Here is a 22,298-nt window from a genome sequence, read left to right as displayed (position 1 = left end):
CGCCTAAACCCTCCCTCAAAGTTAATTTTTTAGTTTAATATAAGCACATATAAGTACTCGTAAGAGTCGTTTTAAAGTCTTGGATCATGCTATGTGACCAAGTAGGAGACTATAAAGTGAATGAAGTTAAATGGCCTAATTTAACTGGTCTTGGTGCGCGTCTTGTAGTATCGCCAGCCAACAATTTTCGCCCAAAAACGGCGATGCTTGTTGTTAATGAATTTGAGCAATTCAAAAAATCTATTGAACAAAACAGTTCTAAGCAATTTGAACAAGTGTTAATGGATGCCCATTTTTATGAAGTGCAAAATGATGATGGTATTCATGCGTACTACTATAAGAACCCGGCAAAGTCTGGTATCGATCTAAACGATCTTCAGAAGGTCTTTCCAGCGTTTACCAACGATATGAAAGTACCGACTAAGCAAGAAGATATTTATCTCACCAATCTACCGTTTAAGAAGAACATTCCGAACTGGAAAAGTTACTTCGCATCAGCGACCGAACGCCTTTCTGCTTTCCCTGAAGTGTATGTCAGTAAGCTAAACAATGGATCTAATATCCTTGATACGCTGAAAACCAGTCTTCAGGAATCGAACAAATCCTACTTGGCTCAATTTCAGTCTTCAAAAATTCCTTTTAATCGTCTTCAAGATTATGGCTATGAAAATATCTTCTCTAAAGTCTATCTAGATGAAGAATCGGCGATGGCCAGTGGCGAAAGTCTAGATAATCTAGCCAAAATTAAGTTGTCTCCATTTGCAGTACCCGTCAATTACGAAAAAGATGGTTCGTTACTGATTATTGATGACTTGCGCCATATTCCTGAAATCTTTGCTCATGATCCGTATGAAGCATTGGGGTTAAATGACAATATTAACCTGGTGCATTTTGCTCATGAATACGAGTCCACTTTTAATCAGCTGATTGAGCATGGCCGTGGCAACAGAATGTTTAACATGAGCTTTAAAGATGTTGATGCTTATGTACAAAAATTAGCTTCTGATCTTGTTGTGATAGACCGTGTGTTTAATCAACAGCAATTGCCGTATCCAAAGCTATTAGAATCAGCTAAACAAGGTATTCCAGCTTTTTATAAAGATGAACACGGCACATGGATGGCGTCTAAACAAGGTATTGAAACACGCCTTGTAGATAAGATGGTGTATGACGCTGCCATGCTTCGCCATGATGTCTTACAACAAATGGTACGCCAGATGCCAACAGGTAAAGTTTTCTTTGCCGATCTGAGCCAAGAGTTCTCTGAATTCTCTGTAAACATCGTTCCTAAGTTTAATGCGCTCTATGATCACCAATCTGCTGAAATCAAACAGCGTAAACTAGAAGAACAACTCAATGAATCAAATGTTAACGAGATCTTGAATGACCTTGATGTTAATTTTGAGGCAACTGAGAAGGCATCTATTACTGAGTCTGATCTACTCAACATTGCAAATGACCTCCCTACTCCAGAAATTGATGATGTTGCCGTACTTAAAGAGCTCTTAAAGTTTCCTGAAGAATTATTGGATGCAAGAGGCAATGACAAGGTGCGTGATTTCGCGCCGTCTATGCTTGAAATTAGACAGATCTTGGATGTCTATGTCATTCCTAAGGCTACTGAACAAGCTCAACAAATTGAGAAGCAATATAGTGATTATCTAAATCAGAAATATGCTGAAATTCAAGATGTCGTGCGCTCAGCTACACAAACAAAAAACTTCAGCGTAGATGATATTCAAGCGATCTCTGACGAAATCGACACACACAATGTTGAGATCTCAAAACAGTACAATGAAGTTAAAAAAGTCTTATGGCAAAGTGAAACTTTGGTATCTGGCATTACGTCTGCAACAAATACCTTTTTGTTTAATAAAAACAGCTTCTACTACGCTAAAGATGAAAACGGCAAATTTGTAGGTTTTGAATCTGAAGTAGAAAGCAATCAACATAAAGCGGATCTGTTCAAATTACTATCTAAGCAATTCGACAATCAATTGGTTTCAATTAACACGCCTGAGCTTCAGGAATTTGTGAATAATGAAACTGCAGTTGATATGTTGATGTCACGCACGAACAATTATGTTGAGCAAAATATCAATGATTTTGTTGCTGGTGATTTTTCTGCGCCTTTAGAGCTAGAGCAAGATGTACAGCGTTTAGAGTTAAGCGATCTGTGCACGGCTGATCTTGCTAATAACGATAAATTAGCTTCAGCGTATTTTGAAGAGTTTACTCGGCTTCTTGATGAATCAAACTTTGATGAAGCATTTTTAAAACAATCTCTATCACAAACTAAAAGTGCGTCATTCTTAAAGAACGGTGTAAATGAGATTTTATTCCGTAATTTATTGGTGCCAAATGCAAGTGAAAACTTCAATCGTAAGACTAAATCTGATTCTGTTCCTGAGGATATTCTTGCTAAAACTTCATCACATACAGATGGGTTTAGTCTGGACCGTCAGTTCAATCGCTTTGTTGAAGTTCAAAGCTTCCAAAAGGCATTAACAGCCAAATATCCGCAACAAGACTGGTCATTTATCACAAAGGATGACCGTGGCGAAAACATCAAGTCGATTGCTGAAGATATGCAGTCTGACATGGAAGAAGACCGTAAAGATGCAAAGGATCTGTTGTCGAGTATCGAACGTCAGTTTTATTCTAAAAATTCGACCTTATTTGTCTCGAACATGGATCTCGCTGCAGATGAAATCTATGTTCAGATTAAACCAACGGGTGACATTGACGATTTAAAAGTTAAAACCGTTAAATCAAATGAATTTGATGAAAACAAACATTTTTCATTGTCTACCGATGGCTACAAAGCAACAAATCAAGCGTATGCGAACATTGCCAAGTATTTTGTTGAAAAAACCCTATATCTAGAAGATGGCGATTATGACAAGGCACAAAAACTAGCTGCCTTAGTGATTGCTGGTGAAGATAAAGAGCTCAAACAAGAAACTAAGAAAGTCTTTGGTGTAGAGCTGACTGCAGATGACTTGAAGCAAGTCCAAAGCATGCAGTTAGAAGATGGTAAGCTCCAGTTAAACAAAACTGCCCTACCGAACCACAACTACAACAACATTCAGCTATTCAACTATCTGAACCTGATTGATATTAATCAGCGTACAGTTTTTGGCAAATTTGATGTTGAAGTACAAAAAGAATTTGAGGTGATTAAGGATCTTCTCAAACCTAATGTAGCTTTTCAGAATAACGTTAAATATTTTTCTCTAACAGCTGAAGAAGAGAACGTACAGTTCAATAGTGAATCTGAATACTTTAACACTCAGCTAGAAAATGCTGTAAAGCACTATGAAGATCACCACGGCGCAATCAAGATCCCTGATCATGATTTGTTTATAACTGTGTTTCAAAAGAATGATCTTCAGTATATACGCCTCTACAATCATAAAGACAAAAATGCGCCGTTTATTGGGCATTCAGTTTCCCTAGATGCCAATATACATAAGGCTACTGGCTTTAATGATAGAGATGCGGTTAAAACGTCTGCGAATGCTTTGTTTAAGTTATCGACTTCACGCAACAGCATGACGTTTATGCCTCCAGCTAAGTTCACTTTTGAAAAATATTACGAGTCAGATCTCAACTTCTTCAAAGCTAAAGATAGTCAGCAAACTTTAATCAATAAAGTGTTTACGTCTTTACCAAACAAGATGTTCCAGTACATTTCTGATCATCCATCTAATTTCAACTCTAAATTAGATTTCATCAGCAATCTTAATTCTGCAACATACGAAAAGTTTGAGGATCTTAGCTACGATAAAAAACCGAATGAAGTCACTGAGCTTCTGAGCAACATCTCTCCAGCGTACACCTATGTTATCGCTCATGTAGATGGCCAGACAGCAATCATGCCTAAAAACTTAACCAAAGTTTTTGATGTTCAGGCATTTGAAGAAGTTCATCCGTTTGATTTGGTGAACTCTAAACTTCAGAAAAGTGATCTTAAAGAACTTTTTAGCAATGGTATCAATGGTGAACCTGATCCGTTCATTAATAAGCTCAAATTTAGTGTTGTATTAAACCGTGTAGGTAATCCAGAACTTGAGGATATTCAGCCTAGATTTATGTTAGAGCAGATCGCCGTGAATGAGGCGTTTGCAGAAAAATATAAAACCTTAACCGCTTTAAATGAAGTCAATGCCGTCATGCTTGAGCATGTCAAAGCATTACAAGATACGATTAAACAGGCTTATGCTGAGCATTTTGTAGGTTCCAACCCTAAAGTTCACCAATACAAGTTGCTAAACAAATCATCTCAACAAGATGAAACACCGCAATTGTTTATGGTTGATACGGACTATGAGCCTCAATTAACTGCCGTGCTTCTTCGTATACCGTCTCATGACTATCAGTATCAATTGATTACTGGTTTTGATGATGTAGACCAGTTTAGTCACGAAATCTTAAATGCTATCGAATCTAAGGTTAATTTCGGTACCACTTTAGAGCAATTAGCACTATCTAACTTGCCTGAAATTCAGATTAAACACAAAACTGACTTTGAGAATAAACAGTTAGCAAGTTTGCATTTCCAAACTTTGATTACGAATACGCTTGGTGCTCTATACGATCAAACCGCACACATAAAGCCGTATATCAAAACTGAAAATCACAAATTGTTTTTGGCCATCAAGCCATCGACCGACAATGAATATGCATCGGTTAAACTTTTTGGTGATAAGTCCGATATTCACGGTGATTACAAGTCTCTGTGCGTTTTTCCTGTTAAAAGTATGCGCTCAGTTGAAGATGTCTTACAACTTCAAAACCGTGTGTTTACTGACTTCACGTTTATCGATCAATTGGTACCAAAAGACAAATATGTGCCTGTTGATGTAAAGGTAGAGCCAAGTGACTCCCCTGCTATGTACTTAGGTGATGTAGGTGCCAAGTTTGGCGGTGCACATAAAGATCGCTACGGTGAATACATTTCATTGGAATATATTTCAGCGACATCAGCCGATCAAACAGCTACGGACTATCGAAAAGCAAAAATCGTTGCAAATAAAGAATTCCAAGCTTGGTACACCAATACGCCACTCGGTATTGATGACAAAATATTCGTAAAGGCAATGTATGACTACTGCCCAACTAAACCGTTATTCTCTAAAAATGCGTTGATGCTTGATAGCCAACGAGCGACAGAATTACGTGCGTATGTGGCTGTTGTTTCTAACATCAGAAATTTGATGGTAGATACTCAAGAAGAGTTGATTCATGCGGTAAGAAACAATAAAAGCTTATCTGCTGAAAGTCTTGGTATGACTGATCGCCAACGTAAAGACTATATCGGGCTTTATAGTAAAGGTACCAAGAACAACTACAAAAACTACTTCGAATTGCTTAGCAATTTGAATGAGTACTACATTATGCCAGAACATACAGGCGGTATCAGTGTTCAGCTTGAGAAAATCATCGAAAAAACGATTGATAAAGAACTCAGTGAGATTCTATCAACAGGTAAGATCTTTGATTTTTACGGTAAGTCGAAAGTCACTAAAGATGTGAGCGATGCGATCAGCAACATGCAACGTACTGGCTTATATTCAACTGTGCTTGAACCATACGTTCTGAAAAGTGCGATTGAAAGTGGTTTAGTTAAAGCTGAATCTGCACCTATTTATGTTAAAGATCCTGTTGCACCAGTTATAGAAGCAACGACTGAAGCTGTGAATACACCTAAAGCACCACGTTTGCCGTCATTTACCAGTGAAGTGAAAAAACTTGAAAATGGCTTTGTGACTGAAAAAGTCCAATCAAGTATTTACGGATTGTTAAATTACTCTCGTACTGGTCCTGATCATCGCCAAGGTGCCGATGTGGATTCATTCAAGCTTAAAGATGACTTTTCTATCCGTGGTGTTGAAGTAGGCAATAAAGTTAGTCCTGTGGCTCAACAGTTGGTTAATGCCGTGTATGACTCATTGGCTGACTTAAAACAACTCATGGGCTTTAAATCAAACAATGGTTTATTGAACTTGGGTGTTGCTTTGGCTTCACGCGGAATTAAAGGATCTGCAGCGCATTTTGAACTGTCTAAGAACGTGGTTAACTTAACTCGTGATAGCGGATCTGGAAGTTTGGCTCATGAGTATGGCCATGCGCTAGATGCACACTTGGGAATGTTGGAAAAAGCGGAAGTATATAAAAATCACGCTCAAATGAATCGTTCTGTACTTCAGGACTATTATGAAGACATCCCTAATTTTGAGATACCAGGTGCACGACACTTCTTATCAAATATGTTGGATGCTGGATACTCCCCTGTTACTGAGTCCGGTCGTGCTTTTGAAAAGGTACATCGTGCGATGATGAATGAGCCAGTTCAGCCAATGAAAAATTACGGTCAAGTACTTCATGAGAATGCTGAGACTGCAATCAAGGCGTACCACACTGTTGCTGATTCAATGCATGATGAAGTGATTAAGAATAAAGAGAATTATCCTAATTCTACGCGCAAAACCTTAAACAGCTTCTTTGACTGGTACCAAAAGCACTATGAAGATCTCATTCGCCGTCAGTTTGAGAAAATTGAAGAGTACTTGAAGAAGTATGAGCGTGAATATAAAGCTGATACAAACCTATCTTTCTTCAGTACAGTTCAAGACAAGGTGGATGTCATTGTCTCTAAAATTAACACTGACATTAATGCTATAAGCTTTAAGTCGTTTGAGCGCTATCAGCAAAAACTTAATGATATGCGCCAGCCAGAACATCATTTACCTACAACCGGTTTGGAAGAAAAAATTACAGGTGTTGCGAACGCAGCGAATGTGGATTTAAAAACACTATCGCAAAACCTATCTGAATACTTGATAGAGTCATCTAAATACAAGTTCTATAACCTGGTAGAGAAGTACATGCCTGAGGGAGTTAAAAATCCTCATACTCAAATGCAAAACTTCTTTGATAAGTCGCAAGACGTTGAAGTTAACGTAGGTGATATTCGTTTTAGTGACAATCTATCGCGTTATAAAAAGGACTGTTTAAATATCGACAGTGCTGAAAATCGTGCAACGCCGTATTACGCGACCAGTACCGAAATGTTTGCTCGTTATTTTGAGACTTATTTGTACTCTAAAGTTTCAAATGAAAATGAAATGAAAAACTCATTTTTAATTGACGGCTACCCTACCGTACAACCTAAAGGTTTAGAGTTTGAGATCTGCAGAAACTTGACTGAACAATTAGTCGAAACTTGTGTGAATGAAATATTTGATCAAGATCTGCAAAACGAAAATACCCAAAAAATTATTGCTGAAGTTTCGATTGAAAAAGAAAATGAAGCTGACCAATTAAGACTTGAGATGTGAGATAACTAAATGCAATACGAAAATATTCATGAAGCAAAAACGCCACTTAAAAGCATGATTACTCGTAGTCATGCCTATATTCGCCTGTTGGTAGAAAAAAGTATGGCTGATGGTATTAAGTTTAAATATCACAACGGTAGACGTTTAACTCAAATTGATGATCCTGAGCGTGTTGTTTCTCAAATCTTCCCTTATTTTTTCCGTTTAGTTTTCTTGGAAATATCAACTTATTACGGTCAAACATTTGATGGTCTTAAGTTTCATTCTAAGAAACGTGCAACAGGAACATTGCAATTAGAGGTCAGTATTCTTGAAGACAAAATACCGAACCAATTAGAGTTTTTCACCTTTATTAGTTACGTTTTTAACTATGGGTTTTTAAAAAATCAATTCCATGAAGACTTAACCCTTTTAACCAAAGCAACAAAGTTTGCCAGTTAAAAGTTAGATCCATTTTAAATCTTAGATTTAGGTATATACTAAAAATAATTTTTAAATATTTAAACTTTCAATGTGGCTTTATAATCAAATAAAGCCATATTGATTTAGAAACAAGTTAGATATTTCTGAATTAAAAGTGTGGCGAAAGTATCAGTTTTATAAGTCAAACAGTCTGCAGTCTTTTAAGTAACTGTTGTAACGAAATAGTCATAACTGAGTCGCTGTACATTTGATGTGTATGCCCTTTTATTAATCCCATTGGAGATGATCGAATGCAAAAACCATTGCATGAAAATCTTGAAAACTTTCTGCCTTACTTGAAAAGTGAACTCGCTGCCAAAGGTATTTTAAGTGCGTCACTCAAAACCATCTTTTTGAACTACATTGATCAGATCACAAAAGAGAATAGATTCGTCAGCCATACCAATACGACCGATCGACAAATTGTATATATAGAACGTGGCGATGATGCATTGATGTTGCGCTTTAAATATTTTGTTGAAAATAATGAGTACTTAGAAGTTGAGTTAATCATCACGGATACTCATGTAAAGTTGGTTTATGCTGAATCACCAGAATTACACTTGCTTTATGATGATGAAACACCAATTTGCTTAGATGCTGGCCAGTTAATCAAGTGTACCAATGACTATGGAACATCACTTGCTACTTTAATTAGCGCCCTATTCCAATGTTTACTCAGTGATGATCCACAAAAAAATATCCAAGACGTACTTAATCAAACTAATCTTTTTGACAAAGTTTCAGATGAAAATGCCGAATTAAACAAGGGTTCACATGATTTCGATAACCGACAAAATCAAGCAAATATCTGGGTTTTCTGATTCAGATTCAGAAGTTGTTAAGGATAGTGTTTTATCCTTATCTACTGCTTTGTGGATCATGAATATACTCATGTCTACAAATTTTGTTATTGGTTTAACCAAGAGAGATCAGAAGCTTTTTGATAATGCCAAAGAAACACTGATTACTGAAATGAAGCGGTTAAATTACAATCTTAGCGATTATAAAGTACTCCCTGTTTCAAAAAAGAATGAACCGCTTTTGCTTCAAATTAAACTTGAACAAAAATCAGATCGGATCATAGATTTAGTCAATGCCAATTTAAAGGATTTATCCAAAGACGAGTCCATGGTTATTGAAGTTCTTTATGCAAATTTAATGAATAGTAATAGTGGTGTTTGCATCACTATAAGCGATATTCATGATAAAACAGCGCTTCAAGTCAGTGAGATTCTTACTGACATTTCAAAAGAATTAAAGGTATCTACTTTATCCGATGTTCTTGATATTTATGCACGACCAATTGAACATAATAATGCCAAGGTGAGCTTTACCCTGGTGAACCCATGGGCATTATCAACCGATAGAAAAAAGACTCTTTGCATTGCTGCACCCATATTCAATGAATACAACAGTCCATTTAAATTAATTGCACTTCTTCAAAATATCATTTATCTAATTAATCAGAAGTGTACTAAAGAGACGGACCTTCTATTCGATTCCATTAACCTACCAAAATTTCAAAATAGACTTTTTGGCCAAAGCTTTTTTTATATTAATTAGGACTAACCATGAAAAACCAAACACGCCCATTTACTGTAGTGTTGTTGGCTCCTATTGCAGAACAACCTATTCATGCTTTAGTTGCGCCATCAGGTGATTCAATTCTGTTATCACAAGATACGAAAGTCTCTACTCTCGCAAATTGTCCAGATATGATCGAATCTGAGTTCGGTACATATGATGAATTTCTTATCGAACATCGCGATCAATTTATGCTGTTTAACCAAGTCGCATCTGATTTAGATCCTGATCTAATTTTTCCTAAAGTGCATTCAGACCTACTTGAAGATAGCTTATGTATTATTCGTTCTATTTTCGCTTTTGAACGTTTCAAATTAGAAGAAGAACAAAAGAATGCTACTCGTAAAGAGCCTAAAGAAATTAATCAAGAATATTTAATGAAACGTGCGATAGACCAGGCAATGACTTTAGAGCAAGATGTTTCTGACCTTTCATCAAATGTAGAGCGCTTACAAAGCCCCATGTCTTAAACTCCATTAAATATATTTAAAATTAACTTTAAACCCTCTCTTAAAACTTATATGCTTATTAGTAATAGTTTAAGGGTGTGGTTTAAAGTATTTTTAGATGGATACAAATTTAGTTTTTTTCGATGACTTTAACGCTACTTCTAACACCTCTTCTGGTGAAAATCACCGTTCTTTAAATAACGTACTATTCTTCTTTCTCAACTATCATAAAGGTACGTTTTTAGCTGATACGATATTTTTTGATACCCACTATCAAACAATTGACAACCGTAATATTGTCGGGGTTTTGCCTGTTCTTTTTAGTATCTGCCAGATTGACCGTTCAGAAGGTCACACCGGGCAAATAGTCGATATTCAACAGGATCTAAATAACGTAGATGAAGATGATTATGAACCTGTAATTGATATAGATGATACGCAAACATTTAACTTGTTCTACCACTTCCTTAAACCATCCAATGATGCACCTGTAAAACCACACCTTAATAAACTAAAAGTATTACCAGACAACTTAATCGATTCGATTAAACACCATGAGCTTTTAAATTACATTCTTGCTCTCATTGAGAATAAGATCTGGACCGATTCTGATGTATTTAAGTATGAGTACAAAAATAGGTTTTTGTTTTGCGTTTTTATCTATTTGTCCAAGACCGTAGATCTAAGTTTTAATAGCTCTCACGCTTCTTTCACGAGCTGGCTTGAACTGCGTAACCTATCTTGGTTTGGTGCTAATGAAGTTGATACCAGTAACTTTGCAACATTAGAGCTTTATATACATGCCCTATCCTACACGCTTAAACTGGCAAACCATATTGTAAAAGCAATCATCAATAATAATGTGACGCCGTTTAAAGTTGCACCGCAAGAAGAATTGTTTTACTTTTTTGCTGAACGTACAGACGCACGTTCTCCTAATGAAGAGACTACACCGCCGTATACGCCAGCGGAAGATGATGAAACTTTTTCCACTGAACTTTCTAGTGCTCCAGTACCAGCACCGTCAAATAAGGAAACACCAAAAGTAACCGATGCTTATTTATTGGTTGGTGCGGATCTTGAGGATTCTGAGTCCACAACATCAGAAAAGAATGTGATTACTCAAGACTTCAACTACCAAGCACGTTTAAATGAATTATATGAGCTGTCAAAATTCATCAAAGATGAAATTATAGATGCTCCAATCATTTCTATTAATCAAGCGTGGAATATAGTGCAAGATAAATGGAAGTTTTATCTCGATACTTTTTCAAGTAGCTACTTCAATATGAATGATTTTGAGAAGACGGCTATTCTTAAACAATTGAAATCACTCAAAGCCAGTATTTTTATGAACTGGTTTGATATTAAGTCGGGTGCTGGCCAGCAAGTATTTATTGATCTAGTGTCATACGACACGTTTAAGATTGAGTTTCTTTCTTCTGAAGCTAAGATGATCCAAACTTACATGAAGAACCGTATTAAAAATCAGATGTATTTTGAAACTACGGCGCCACAACCAAAGTTTTTGAGAAATCTAAACAACTTATTTAATGAACGTGTCGATACGCAAAAAATTAAAGACATAGAAAACACTGAACTTTTGTTGAAGGTGAATGGCATTCTTGACGGTGTTACCAAAGATCTCATTGACAATATCAATCTGCATTTATCAAATGACATTTATCTTGTGAACTACTTTTCTAATGTAGATAAGGAACTGGAACCGCCCAAATATCACTTATTAGATATTTTGCTTCGTACTTCAGTGCTTAACCTTATCTATGTTTGTCCTACAGCATCACTCAATGCAACCAAGGATCTTCTAAATGCAATCACTGATCCTGAAATTGAGGTTTCAGCTTTTGACACATTCGACCGCAAACAATATCAAAATCAAATTGTAAAAGAACTCGCATGTTCATTCCGTCAGCGCATAGATCCATCTGAACTTTTGAAGCTAGATATTACGTAGAGTAAGCGTCCGCTGAACCCCATGCCTATTTTTTAATTCGGTTCAGGTTTCCAGCGGTGTGGTAGCAATTCTTCAATCTGAGTCACTTTATGTGTCGGCAACCTTTTCAGCACATCACTTAAATAGGCATAGGGATCCAGCCCATTCAGCTTTGCTGACTGGATTAATGTCATAATATTGGCTGCTCGCTGACCGCTGCGCAGCGAACCTGCAAATAACCAGTTCTTACGTCCCAACGCCCAGGGGCGCATCTGGTTTTCCACCCAGTTATTGCAAATCGGTAGATTGCCATCATCCAGATAGCGGCTTAAGGCTGGCCAACGCTTCAGAGTGTAATTGATCGCCTTGGCGGTTGGAGAACTCGATGGCACAGTCAGTTGATGTTGGTTGAGCCATTCATACAGTTGTTGCATCACCGGTTGACTATGCTGTTGTCGGTATTCGCGGCGCTGTTCTGCTGTACCATCGGTCTTTTTCCTGAGTTCTGCTTCTATGGCATACAGTTTCTGAATCAGCACTAATGCCTGTTCAGCGACCTGACTTTTTTTGGTCACATGCAGTTCATGGAATTTACGACGCGCATGCGCCATGCAGCCCACCTGTCATTTCCAATGAACTATGCGACATTACAAAGAACTGTGCGACAAAATTAAAAAAGTTAATAACACCTAAAAGAAGAGTAAATTGCTTCAAAATAGTCAAATGTATTCCTAACTTTTAAAAAACTTCAGCCATATCTTTTGTATTTATATTTTTCATTAAATTTATTTTCTACTACGATTCCTCTATTACATGTTCTTGGGAAAGTTTGTTCAGATGCTGAACCATGAAGAAATACTGCCCATGTAAAGTGCGGGTAACTAAACTAGTTATTGGCTTACGCATAGTTGGATCTATTAACTTACGCAATTCATTACTATCATAAGTGCGTGTCTTAAGTAGGCCATCTGGCAGAATATTATTACTATTTAAGTTCTTAACCAATAAGCCTACATTTTTTTCATCACCATATACAGAAAGGCTAATTCCGTAATCTTCTCGTGCAGTCATTACAAACACACCAGATATATGTTTATATTCGTCCGATTGAAATCTATCTGTTGATACAGGGCTGCCATTATCTTTAAATACATCAGTTCTTGTATTCCATTTAAGTTGATAAGGCTCAGTTGGGGATTCTGGAGGCTGCCAATAAGGCCTGTCTAAACCTAATAAAGCTTCTATAACAAGTGGTAAACCACTTGACCCTTTTTGTACCTCTTCAGTTACCCCAACCATATAGACATCTAGTGGATAAAACAATGAGTCATTTACAACAATTACAACTGGCTCATCTTCAGGAATAATTTTCTTCTCAATATAACCTTTTATAATATTAGCCTTAGTTTCTATAACCCCTGTCATTTTCAACAATGCTAAAGAATTCTCTCGACAATTAGTTTCATGTTTTGGAAATAACCGTCCTTGCACATCTTCCAAGATTTGCACCATTTCATCATTTGGATTCGGAGTAACAACTTCAAACCAAACTGTTTTCCCGTTTTTTGTAGCTTTGAAATCAGGTCCGAAATCTTTACTACTCAATTCAAATCCATCTCTTAAAAGACGGTCAGCAACAATTAATTCACCCAATCTTTGATGATATTGTTGTTCTAATAAAATAGCCGTGTCGAATTGGGTATCATTAAGTTCATAACCATAAAAGCGTTCTGTTAATGCTTCAAGACTTTTAAGTGCTAATTCAATTAACTCTTCACAGCCAGGATAACGCCCAAGTAAAATTTTCTTCCACTTTTCCAACAGAATATCTAGAATCTTACATTTCGCATCTTCAGTCATTATCTCGCCTCAAACAATCAAAATTAACTTACCCAAAAAACCCAATCGCCCTTAAACCTGATTTTTATAAGAATAAATCACTTTAACATTCCCAAAAAATGATCAAAGATTTAATAAAGTGGCCTTTTCTAAATACTCAAAAGTTAAGCTACCTCTCACAAGAACACTGATCATTTTCTATCTTTGCCATAATATTCTCATGCTCAAATTTTGATATAAGATTTCAAGTAAATTTAAAAAAATCAAATAAAATGTAAAATCAAAAACACTATATATTGTGCCTGAATAAAAAACTACTACTACATAAAGCAAGATTAGATAAAAATGAAACATTTTAGGAATAATTTGAAGAAAAATTTGCATAAGGTTTTTTGTTCAGTTATCATTCGATTAACTTGATCTGTAAGTCAATGATCTTGGAGGTGAATATGACTCATTTCAATCCTGACATGCTTAGTATTGCACGAAACTTTCGTGGTCTTAGTCAAACTGAACTAATTGCTGAAATGGGACAGTCTATTACTCAGGCTTCATTATCTAAAATTGAAAGTGGGGACTTAAAACCCTCCGATGAAGTTATCCATAATCTATCCAATGCCCTACATTTCCCTATACGATTTTTCGAACATATTGAAAAGCTAAATGCACTGCCAATTAGTTTGCATGCATACAGAAAAAAAAGCTCTACCACAGCTAAAGCATTGAGCCGCATGAATGCTGAAATGATGTTAAAAATGGGCCATGTACAAACATTAGAATTATTCACAAATGTGCCAAAAAGAAAAAACTCCTTACCAACTTTTAAAATTGGCCTAGATGTAAACACTCCTCAAGAAGCGGCTAAAAAGCTTAGATCATTGTGGGCGTTAGGAAATGAACCTCTTGAAAACCTAACTGCCACTGTGGAAGATGCCGGGGTTTTAGTCTTTTTATGCGACTTTAAAGATAATAATGTTGATGGCGTATCCTTAAAAATGCATGGTGTGTCTCCATGCGTATTTCTAAATGCAAACCAGCCAAATGATAGAATACGCTTCACATTAGCACATGAGCTTGGGCATTTGGTCCTCCATGAAGAGCCATCTGAGTTTATGGAAAAAGAAGCAAATGACTTTGCTGCCGAATTCTTAATGCCAGAAGAAAAAATTATTGATCAATTAGTTTCAACCAATTTAGCTCATTATCTAAGACTTAAAAAGGAATGGAAAACCTCAATGGCGGCCTTAATCTATAGGGCGTCAGAGTTAGGAACTATAACTTCAAGTCAAAGTGCCAATTTATGGCGGCAAATGGCTATGCGTGGTTATCGTAAAGTTGAACCAAATGAATTGGATCGAGAAGCGACATATAGAGTAGCTTCAATGCTTTTTGACTACGCAATAGATGCAAAAAAAACATCAGCATCTGTCATTAGTGAGTTATCTCAATTATTTGACTTATATGAAGATGACTTTAAAAAACTATATTATTTTGACCTAGATTCAATGGAGACTATTGAGATGGTTTCGTAAATTAAAAAGCCGACTCTATTGGGTAGAGTCGGCTTGATAGATTTTCACACAGGAAAGGCATATGGCTCTAAGCCCTACGCATACCTCATGTTAGATCTGGCTGTCAGAACCCCATTCTAACATTTAGGCCCGTAAATCTCAAGATTTACCCGCTTATTTTGGTATGCGCCCTGAAAAACGAGCCGCCAAAATAGGAGGGCTAACAATGCCTACCGAAAATCAAGACTTCGTGTTTTGTAAATCTTATCGCCATAAATCTGGAAAAATTATTGTCCATCCAACTGGATATTTTAAATTTCCCAGAACTCGGCCATTGAAAGAAGAAAAGGATACTATCCGTAATAAAAAATCGGATGATCCTGATAACTCAAACTCAATATCGTAAACAAGGTTAAATAACCTACTGCTATGCAACAAAGTTCACAGTAGTAGGTTACTTAATTTTTCTGATCGCACTTAATTTTATGCCCCATTTTAGTACATGGGCTCAGAGAGAATTATGACAACTCAACAGCAGTTTCTTGACCTACTTTCCGATATTGAACCATCTACAACAACAGTTAATGATTGTTCAAGCGCACATAATACGCTTCGTAATGCTTTAAAAGTGCATAATGAATTCAGCAAAGTACATGTGCATACGTTCTTATCAGGTTCTTATAAAAGAAATACGGCAGTACGTCCGACTACTATAGGCGGTATCACACAAAGACCAGATGTAGATATTATTGCCCTTACAAATCACACAATTAACGATAATCCTCAAATTGTCCTTGATGCAGTACATACAGCATTAAAGGATATTGGATATACCGATCTCACCGTTAACCGTCGTTCAGTAAATGTTAAGTTGAAAAAAGTTGATATGGATGTTGTCCCTATCATTTCAGATGGATATGGTGGCTATCTGATTCCAGACATTCATCTTGAAGAATGGCTAGTTACCAACCCTCCAGCCCATACCGAGTGGACTGTTGAGGTGAATAAAAATGCAAATGGGCGATTTAAGCCTCTTGTGAAGCTATTTAAATGGTGGCGTCGTGAGAACTTGTCTGATTTAAAACGACCAAAAGGATTCATTTTAGAATGCCTGGTTGCCAAGCATATGAATTACTACGAATCCAACTATGAAAAGTTGTTTGTTTATCTTTTAGAAACAATCAGGGATTCTTATGGGATTTATGCGTCACTAGGCATAATTCCACATTTAGAAGATCCTGGTGTTGCAGGCAATAATGTTTTTTCTGCGGTCACAGCAGATGAGTTCAAAACCTTTTATGAAAAGGTAAAAGAACAAGCTGCTATTGCACGAAATGCCTTAAATGAAACAGATGATGATAAAGCATTAGCTCTATGGCGGCAGGTCTTGGGTAATCGTTTTCCACGTTCGGCATCACACAAAAGTGCAAATTCTGCTGATATGGCCAGCTCTTTAATCCGTTCAGCTTTAGGTGCAGGATTAACATTTCCATCAACCCCTGTTTATCCAAATAAACCAGGAGGCTTTGCGTAATGGAACTGCTAAAAACACCATTAGAACGCTTAATTCAAGAACGGCAGTTATTGACCGATCTTGAAAATGAGGAAAACAGTTTTAAGATTCAGGAGTGGAACTCAACAAACACTAATGAACTGCATTTAAACTTCTCTCTCAAGATAGGAACTATAGATTTTAATGGTGTTTTAGTATATCCAGAGCTTTTCCCAGAGCTACCAGCATATATACGTCCACAAAAATCTGGTGAAAGATGGAGTATCTTGCACCAGTACGGTGGTTCAGGAGTGCTGTGTCTAGAATACGGTCCAGATAATTGGAATACAAATATCAGTGGAGTGGAACTAATTAGAAGTGCCCGGATTCTTTTATTAACAGACGCAATGACTGTATTGGAGATGGATGTAGAACCTGTGCCATCTAGGCATTCTGAAACAATAGGTCAAAAATTAAGAGGTATTTCAGAAAGGTTCATTGAAACACCAATGTTACGTCACATACTCTTGGGTAGTGACCCTGAAAAAATGGACTTTAAGGTTGCCATCTCAAGCATTCGGGACAAGACCGTTATTGTTCCAACAAATATTCAAAACAAACCTCTACCTGACATCGTCCCATCATTTTCTAATGAAAGATTTGAATTGTCTGGATGGGCAATAAGAGTTGATTCTGTTCCTTTATTAAAGGAATCTGTAAATGATCGACTTTCGTTAGAATCCTCTTTAGGCAATTTATGGCCTACTCAGGAGGAATTCACAAGTTCCATAAAGCCTCTATTGTTATATGACTTAAATGGTAACTTGGAACTATTCTTAATTAATAATACAGCACCACTTTTCGTAAGTTATCCAGCTATTAATCTACATGATGATCAGAATCAAAGATTGCCAGCACAATTTAGCAATATCAATGATGCAAAGATAGTAATCGTTGGTCTTGGATCGTTAGGAAGTAAAATTGCAATTTCACTGGCGCGGTCTGGCTGTAAAAACTTTCTACTTATTGATGATGATATTCTGGCACCCCAGAATCTTGTCCGTAATGAACTCAACTGGTTAGATGTTGGCTTTGCTAAAACCCATGCTGTTGAAAGAGCATTAAAACGAACTGCATTAGACATGCAGATTGAAACGTATGAAATGCAAATTGGTGGCCAGGAAAATCCTCATTTAAATTCCAATATCGCTAATGCCATTGGTACATGTAATCTGATTATTGATGCGACAGCAAACTCACATACATTTCTAACCTTAGCTGCAATTGCTAAAAGAAAACATATACCAATGGTATGGGGTGAAATCTTTGGTGGCGGTGGTGGAGCAATGATGGCCCGTAGTCGCCCAACGTTAGATGCCTCACCTTTAGAGCTTCGCAATCATATTTATGGTGTCTTACAAACGTTGGAACCAATCCCAGAAGGCAAAGTTAATAATTACGGCTTTCAAACACAAAACCAAACATATATTGCATCAGATGCAGATGTAACGGCTCTTGCAGCGTCTATGACTCAGTTCACATTAGATACTTTATGTACAGTTGATGAGCAATCCTCTTATCCATATTCAGCATATTTAATAGGGTTCCGTAAATATTGGATATTTCAATGTCCTTTTGATACTCATCCTATCGATTGTTCAGGTGCGTTAGTAACAGAATCTCCTACGGATAAACAGATATCTGAAAGTGAAAATGGCAATTCTATTGAAGAGCCTGAACCGATGAAAGGTTAATACTAATGCTGAAAATATCCATTCCTACTGATATACAAATTTTACTGATAAAAGCCCTGTTGAAGTCTGGAACCCACGAATGTGGCGGTGTTTTAATGGGTGAGCATATAGGTACAAATCATTTTAGAGTTAGCTCATTAACTGTTCAAAAGAGTGGAACGATCGCATCCTTTGTACGTGGAATTACGGATGCTATTAAAGCAATTCGCCTTTTTCATAAATCAACAAACAATAATTATCAAAAATTTAACTATTTAGGTGAATGGCATAGCCATCCTCTCTTTAGTGTACAACCCAGCAGTAAAGACCATCACACCATGAGGGAATTGGTGTCCGATCCAAAAGTTGGGGCAAATTTTGTAGTCTTACTGATTTTTCATTTAAAAAACAATCATCTTGAGGGCAGTGCCCACACCTACCTACCAGATGGTTCCTGTTACCCATCCACCCTGGATTTAGAGAGATAATAATGAGTGCAAGTCTGTTAGAAAAACAATCAACTGGTGGTGCAATTGCACGAGTAGGGTTTGATTATCAGGATGCCTTTGTATTAAAGAACCTGCCACTATGGCTATCTGAAAGTGCTTTTAGTCACATTGTGAGTGAATCAATAGGTGATGTTGAGGTTTGCTACTTCTCTTCAGAGAAAGATTTCCAGCGTGTCATGTATGAAGCTAAAAATCATTCGCTGACTTCTACAGACTTCTGGAAAGAAATTAAGCGCTTCAAGGAGGCGTTTGATATTCCATCAAGTGAATATACTCGCTTTAGTTTAGTATGCCCACTCTATACCTCTACACTTCACCCATTTCTTGCCCAGATTGAGAGAATTAGAGGCGTTGGCTCTTCATACAGTGCCGATTCTGTGATTTTACAAAAAAGTCGTCAGGATATTATTCAGTGGTGTAGCGATAAGGGATTCGAAACCTCACTTGCTGAGTTTGCACTTGACCATGTTGATTTCCTGTCTTTCAATGCTGAAGATAGCGACTCTGTATTTATAGGCGAAATAGAAGAGAAATTATCCAATATCGAACTCACTACACGTAAAGCCAAACAGTTAAGAGATCAGTTTAAAAAATTGATTTCTCGTTCTTCTTTTGGTCCAATACATCGCAAAGACTTTGAAAATTTTATTTGCCATGCTCTTGAAGAAGATAGAAGCCAATGGCTATCAGATCCTATCAAAATTAACCTTTCTACTTCAACCAGTCAGTACCAAGACTTAAACTTAGATATTCGTGATTTCAATGGTCCTGATCGTGCCCAAAAAACCTCCAGCGACTGGAACAACCTAATCAAAAAAGCGGTATCGATTGGGGATTTCATTCATAGCAGTGGTGACCGTAGAACCCTCCTTATAGACGGTAAACAAAGAATGTCCACCGCATGTATGCTTGGCTATGTATTTAGTGCCACACGTAATTTCCTACTTGAAATAGAACATAATGGCCTCGCTTATCGCACTGATGACCATAAACAGAAAGAGGGACAATTTTTTAATAAAATCGCCCCTGTTGAGCTACAGGGAGAAACTGAAGCCATAGTTACTATCGGATTTCCTACAGCTATAGGTAAAGACATTGACTCTACAATAAATGAAGTAAAGAGCTTACCTAGACTGAATCTAGAAAGCTCTTATGCGATTGATAATATGGAAACTCTAAATCTTGCTGTGAGAGAGGCAAAATCCGCTTTAGTTTCATTCAAATCTGAAAATAAGTTATCTAAATTACACCTCTTTATTAAAGCACCCTCAGTTTTTGCAATGGTCTTGGGACATCGTTTGAATGGTGTTTGTGATATTCAGCTTTACGATTGGGTAGATGGGCAATATATCCCTACGGCCGAGCTGAGCATATAAGAAGAATTGACTAGTCGATAATATTACTAATAGAGAGGTTGACCATGAACAATCATTCTAATGAAAAAAATACTGATAACTCTCCAGATAAAACAAAATCACCGGCATTCAAAGTTCTTGAATCCAATGCTGAAAAGTTCTTAATGGTGTGGTGGTATGGAGCGTTAGCAAAAGCTGATCGTAGAAATGCTCAACCTAAAGTTCATGTGGCTTTTAGGGAACTTCTGGAAGATTACACACCCACAGATAATTTTATTTTTATTGATGCAAATATAACAGATTTGGTGTCTTGGCCTATTGGAACAGTTTGGCACCATGAACGATTAGTTGACTATCTTCCCTTTGAAATAAGGGAGTTTGATATTGACCATACGGATTTTACACATACCTATGTTCAAGCATATAAGCGAGACGAAAAGACAGGGAGAATAGATCATTTCTTCTCAGACAAGAATAAATTTTATATTAATCCAAGCCAACGTGAGAATTGCATTTCTTTCTCCTTAACGGATCAGGAATATAAGGAACTACTCGTACCTTGTTTTGAGTTTCTGGTGAGAGGATATGGTCTCTCTACAGAACTTCCTAGAATTCTGACAACATATGATGAGACCGAAAGACATGAACGGCTCTACACCCCTCATCCAGAAGAAGAAAACACCTGGACGATCCTTATAGGTGATAGCCTCACAACAGATGATCATGTATTTATTGCCTACTATAAATATAGCAAATATACCCAAGATGCCGTAAGAATCTTATTTAGCAGTATTGCAAAACATGATGATTTTATCCAAAGAAACCATATATACCCTAAAGTAATGCCATGGCATAAGGAAACGAGAAAAATTAGGGTTTCAGGTTTTTGTATTCCTGACACCAATGCTTTTTTAGCCTTGACAGTTCTTGGAATAGAACTACCTGATCAAACACTTATCAGACGTGTTCCAAAGGTAATTCACCGCATTAAGAAACCTGTAGATGTCAACTCACCTAATCCTCCTCAGTTGCAACTAGGTCCTGGTCAGATTAACGTATCTGAAGATCAAGGAGGGCGCAAACCATTATTACAATCGGTTATTTTAGGTCATGAATTTACATGGTTAGGTTCAGGCCCTATCGGGGAAAAAAGTAAAACAAAGTATGAAAGAACCATCACCCAGCCACAGAGAAAGAAAAATACTAAAGAAACCAATACAGTTGGTACAGGAGAACCTGATAGCTCTAAGGAAGTTCTAAATGTCCAAATTAACCCGACCACTAATGGAGATACAGAGTTTGAAGCTCCAGATCATGGAAGAATCATGGGCCTATGGAATGCATGTTTAAAGGCACGTTTGTTAAATCCCAGTATTGTCAATGCAGTCCACTATTATACTTTTGAGGAAGAGTTTGATTACAACGATAAACCCACTCTCATGGCCTTTTTCGTTAATTCAGAAACATTAAATAATAAAGATATTACAGATGGAGAAAAACAAGCTTATAAAAATTGGTGTTATGCAAACTCAAATAAAACAGCACTTCGTGGAGCATTGATCATCCGATTATCTCTTGTAAATTGCCCTCCAGTTTATCTTTTCGATATACAACCAGCGACTTACGTTTCCACTGTAGATGGGGATAGTGTTCTCAAGGAGCGTGGGCATGCTGGTCTAATATTTAGGTCAAGAACCGTAGAACAATTTGAGCAGTATATTTCTGGGCTCATGGAGAACCTGCCTTCGTCAGAGGGTTCTTATACGACAACTCTCCTAGGTTCCAATTTGGTTACTCAATTATTTGTTTTTAGACATTCAAAATCTGCTGGCTTGTCAGAGGGTGAATCAACGTTATTGAATGCTCTAAGAAAAATTGGAATTACGAATATCAAGTTAAAGGAGGAAAAGGAGGAAAAGGAGGAAAAATAATTTTCGAATCTTACAATTGTGACCATCTTCTTTTAGCCTAGTCCATAATTCTTTCCTATGGGTAATTTTTTACATATCAAATTGAATTATATATAGTTTAATGGCACTTTTAAGTGCCATTAAACTTGGGTAC

Annotated in this window: 14 protein-coding genes and 1 pseudogene; 13 read left to right on the top strand and 2 right to left on the bottom strand. The window is 36.9% G+C overall.

Translation table 11 applies throughout. The annotated features are described in order from the left end of the window. Positions 1–116 precede the first annotated feature (116 nt). The 6 genes from EXE29_RS09045 to EXE29_RS09020 all read left to right on the top strand — a co-directional run bounded on the left by EXE29_RS09045 (position 117) and on the right by EXE29_RS09020 (position 11,816). A complete protein-coding gene (locus EXE29_RS09045; protein WP_228198722.1) occupies positions 117–7,343 on the top strand; it encodes an LPD1 domain-containing protein in 7,227 nt (2,408 codons plus the stop codon). A 9-nt stretch (positions 7,344–7,352) separates the two neighbouring features. Then, entirely contained in the window at positions 7,353–7,784 is a 432-nt protein-coding gene (locus EXE29_RS09040) for a hypothetical protein (protein ID WP_005005806.1), read from the top strand. Between the two features lie 272 nt (positions 7,785–8,056). Continuing rightward, positions 8,057–8,629 (top strand): hypothetical protein, encoded by a 573-nt coding sequence (locus tag EXE29_RS09035; RefSeq protein ID WP_005028673.1) that lies wholly within the window; start codon positions 8,057–8,059, stop codon positions 8,627–8,629. Then, on the top strand, positions 8,583–9,371 hold the full coding sequence (locus tag EXE29_RS09030) for a hypothetical protein (RefSeq protein WP_005028672.1): 789 nt from the start codon (positions 8,583–8,585) through the stop codon (positions 9,369–9,371). Before EXE29_RS09035 ends, EXE29_RS09030 begins: the two co-directional genes overlap by 47 nt. A gap of 8 nt (positions 9,372–9,379) precedes the next feature. Next, positions 9,380–9,862: a hypothetical protein gene (locus tag EXE29_RS09025; protein WP_005028671.1), complete on the top strand. Its 483-nt coding sequence runs from the start codon at positions 9,380–9,382 to the stop codon at positions 9,860–9,862. Between the two features lie 97 nt (positions 9,863–9,959). Next, on the top strand, positions 9,960–11,816 hold the full coding sequence (locus EXE29_RS09020; protein WP_005028670.1) for a phosphohexomutase domain-containing protein: 1,857 nt from the start codon (positions 9,960–9,962) through the stop codon (positions 11,814–11,816). A gap of 32 nt (positions 11,817–11,848) precedes the next feature. Here EXE29_RS09020 and tnpC read toward each other — a convergent pair. Continuing rightward, a pseudogene (gene tnpC, locus EXE29_RS09015) lies at positions 11,849–12,418 on the bottom strand (IS66 family transposase); the annotation flags it as partial. 172 nt (positions 12,419–12,590) lie between these two features. After that, positions 12,591–13,655, bottom strand: a complete 1,065-nt coding sequence (locus EXE29_RS09010; RefSeq protein ID WP_087527703.1) for a hypothetical protein — start codon at positions 13,653–13,655, stop codon at positions 12,591–12,593. Positions 13,656–14,083: 428 nt separating this feature from the next. On the opposite strand from EXE29_RS09010, the gene EXE29_RS09005 reads away from it, so the two are divergent. From EXE29_RS09005 to EXE29_RS08975, 7 genes are all read left to right on the top strand, one after another. After that, entirely contained in the window at positions 14,084–15,166 is a 1,083-nt protein-coding gene (locus EXE29_RS09005) for a helix-turn-helix domain-containing protein (protein WP_023187979.1), read from the top strand. Positions 15,167–15,371: 205 nt separating this feature from the next. Then, positions 15,372–15,551, top strand: a complete 180-nt coding sequence (locus tag EXE29_RS17875; protein ID WP_001141891.1) for a hypothetical protein — start codon at positions 15,372–15,374, stop codon at positions 15,549–15,551. 96 nt (positions 15,552–15,647) lie between these two features. After that, positions 15,648–16,679, top strand: coding sequence for a cyclic AMP-AMP-AMP synthase (locus EXE29_RS08995; protein WP_498494778.1), 1,032 nt, complete (start codon positions 15,648–15,650; stop codon positions 16,677–16,679). Continuing rightward, positions 16,679–18,391 carry a ThiF family adenylyltransferase gene (locus EXE29_RS08990; protein WP_023187981.1) on the top strand — a complete coding sequence of 571 codons (1,713 nt, stop codon included), beginning with the start codon at positions 16,679–16,681 and terminating at the stop codon, positions 18,389–18,391. The genes EXE29_RS08995 and EXE29_RS08990 overlap by 1 nt, the downstream gene beginning before the upstream one ends. Before the next feature lie 5 nt (positions 18,392–18,396). Continuing rightward, entirely contained in the window at positions 18,397–18,858 is a 462-nt protein-coding gene (locus tag EXE29_RS08985; RefSeq protein WP_005314752.1) for a Mov34/MPN/PAD-1 family protein, read from the top strand. A 2-nt stretch (positions 18,859–18,860) separates the two neighbouring features. Continuing rightward, positions 18,861–20,255 (top strand): CD-NTase-associated endodeoxyribonuclease Cap4, encoded by a 1,395-nt coding sequence (gene cap4 / locus EXE29_RS08980; protein WP_023187982.1) that lies wholly within the window; start codon positions 18,861–18,863, stop codon positions 20,253–20,255. A gap of 44 nt (positions 20,256–20,299) precedes the next feature. After that, positions 20,300–22,165: a hypothetical protein gene (locus tag EXE29_RS08975; protein WP_120364229.1), complete on the top strand. Its 1,866-nt coding sequence runs from the start codon at positions 20,300–20,302 to the stop codon at positions 22,163–22,165. The last annotated feature ends 133 nt before the right edge of the window (positions 22,166–22,298 follow it).

This window comes from Acinetobacter sp. WCHAc060006 (genome assembly GCF_004209135.1).
Taxonomy (GTDB): Bacteria; Pseudomonadota; Gammaproteobacteria; order Pseudomonadales; family Moraxellaceae; genus Acinetobacter; species Acinetobacter cumulans.
The sequence above is the reverse complement of the archived record's forward strand: the minus strand, read 5'-3'. Positions and strand labels throughout refer to the sequence as shown.

What these genes read in the sequence shown, in the direction of transcription:
- EXE29_RS09040 (WP_005005806.1), top strand. Translation starts at nt 7,353, where the DNA reads ATGCAATACGAAAATATTCATGAAGCAAAAACGCCACTTAAAAGCATG.
- EXE29_RS09035 (WP_005028673.1), top strand. Translation starts at nt 8,057, where the DNA reads ATGCAAAAACCATTGCATGAAAATCTTGAAAACTTTCTGCCTTACTTG.
- EXE29_RS09030 (WP_005028672.1), top strand. Translation starts at nt 8,583, where the DNA reads ATGATTTCGATAACCGACAAAATCAAGCAAATATCTGGGTTTTCTGAT.
- EXE29_RS09025 (WP_005028671.1), top strand. Translation starts at nt 9,380, where the DNA reads ATGAAAAACCAAACACGCCCATTTACTGTAGTGTTGTTGGCTCCTATT.
- EXE29_RS09020 (WP_005028670.1), top strand. Translation starts at nt 9,960, where the DNA reads ATGGATACAAATTTAGTTTTTTTCGATGACTTTAACGCTACTTCTAAC.
- EXE29_RS09010 (WP_087527703.1), bottom strand. Translation starts at nt 13,655, where the DNA reads ATGACTGAAGATGCGAAATGTAAGATTCTAGATATTCTGTTGGAAAAG.
- EXE29_RS09005 (WP_023187979.1), top strand. Translation starts at nt 14,084, where the DNA reads ATGACTCATTTCAATCCTGACATGCTTAGTATTGCACGAAACTTTCGT.
- EXE29_RS17875 (WP_001141891.1), top strand. Translation starts at nt 15,372, where the DNA reads ATGCCTACCGAAAATCAAGACTTCGTGTTTTGTAAATCTTATCGCCAT.
- EXE29_RS08995 (WP_498494778.1), top strand. Translation starts at nt 15,648, where the DNA reads ATGGGCTCAGAGAGAATTATGACAACTCAACAGCAGTTTCTTGACCTA.
- EXE29_RS08990 (WP_023187981.1), top strand. Translation starts at nt 16,679, where the DNA reads ATGGAACTGCTAAAAACACCATTAGAACGCTTAATTCAAGAACGGCAG.
- EXE29_RS08985 (WP_005314752.1), top strand. Translation starts at nt 18,397, where the DNA reads ATGCTGAAAATATCCATTCCTACTGATATACAAATTTTACTGATAAAA.
- cap4 (WP_023187982.1), top strand. Translation starts at nt 18,861, where the DNA reads ATGAGTGCAAGTCTGTTAGAAAAACAATCAACTGGTGGTGCAATTGCA.
- EXE29_RS08975 (WP_120364229.1), top strand. Translation starts at nt 20,300, where the DNA reads ATGAACAATCATTCTAATGAAAAAAATACTGATAACTCTCCAGATAAA.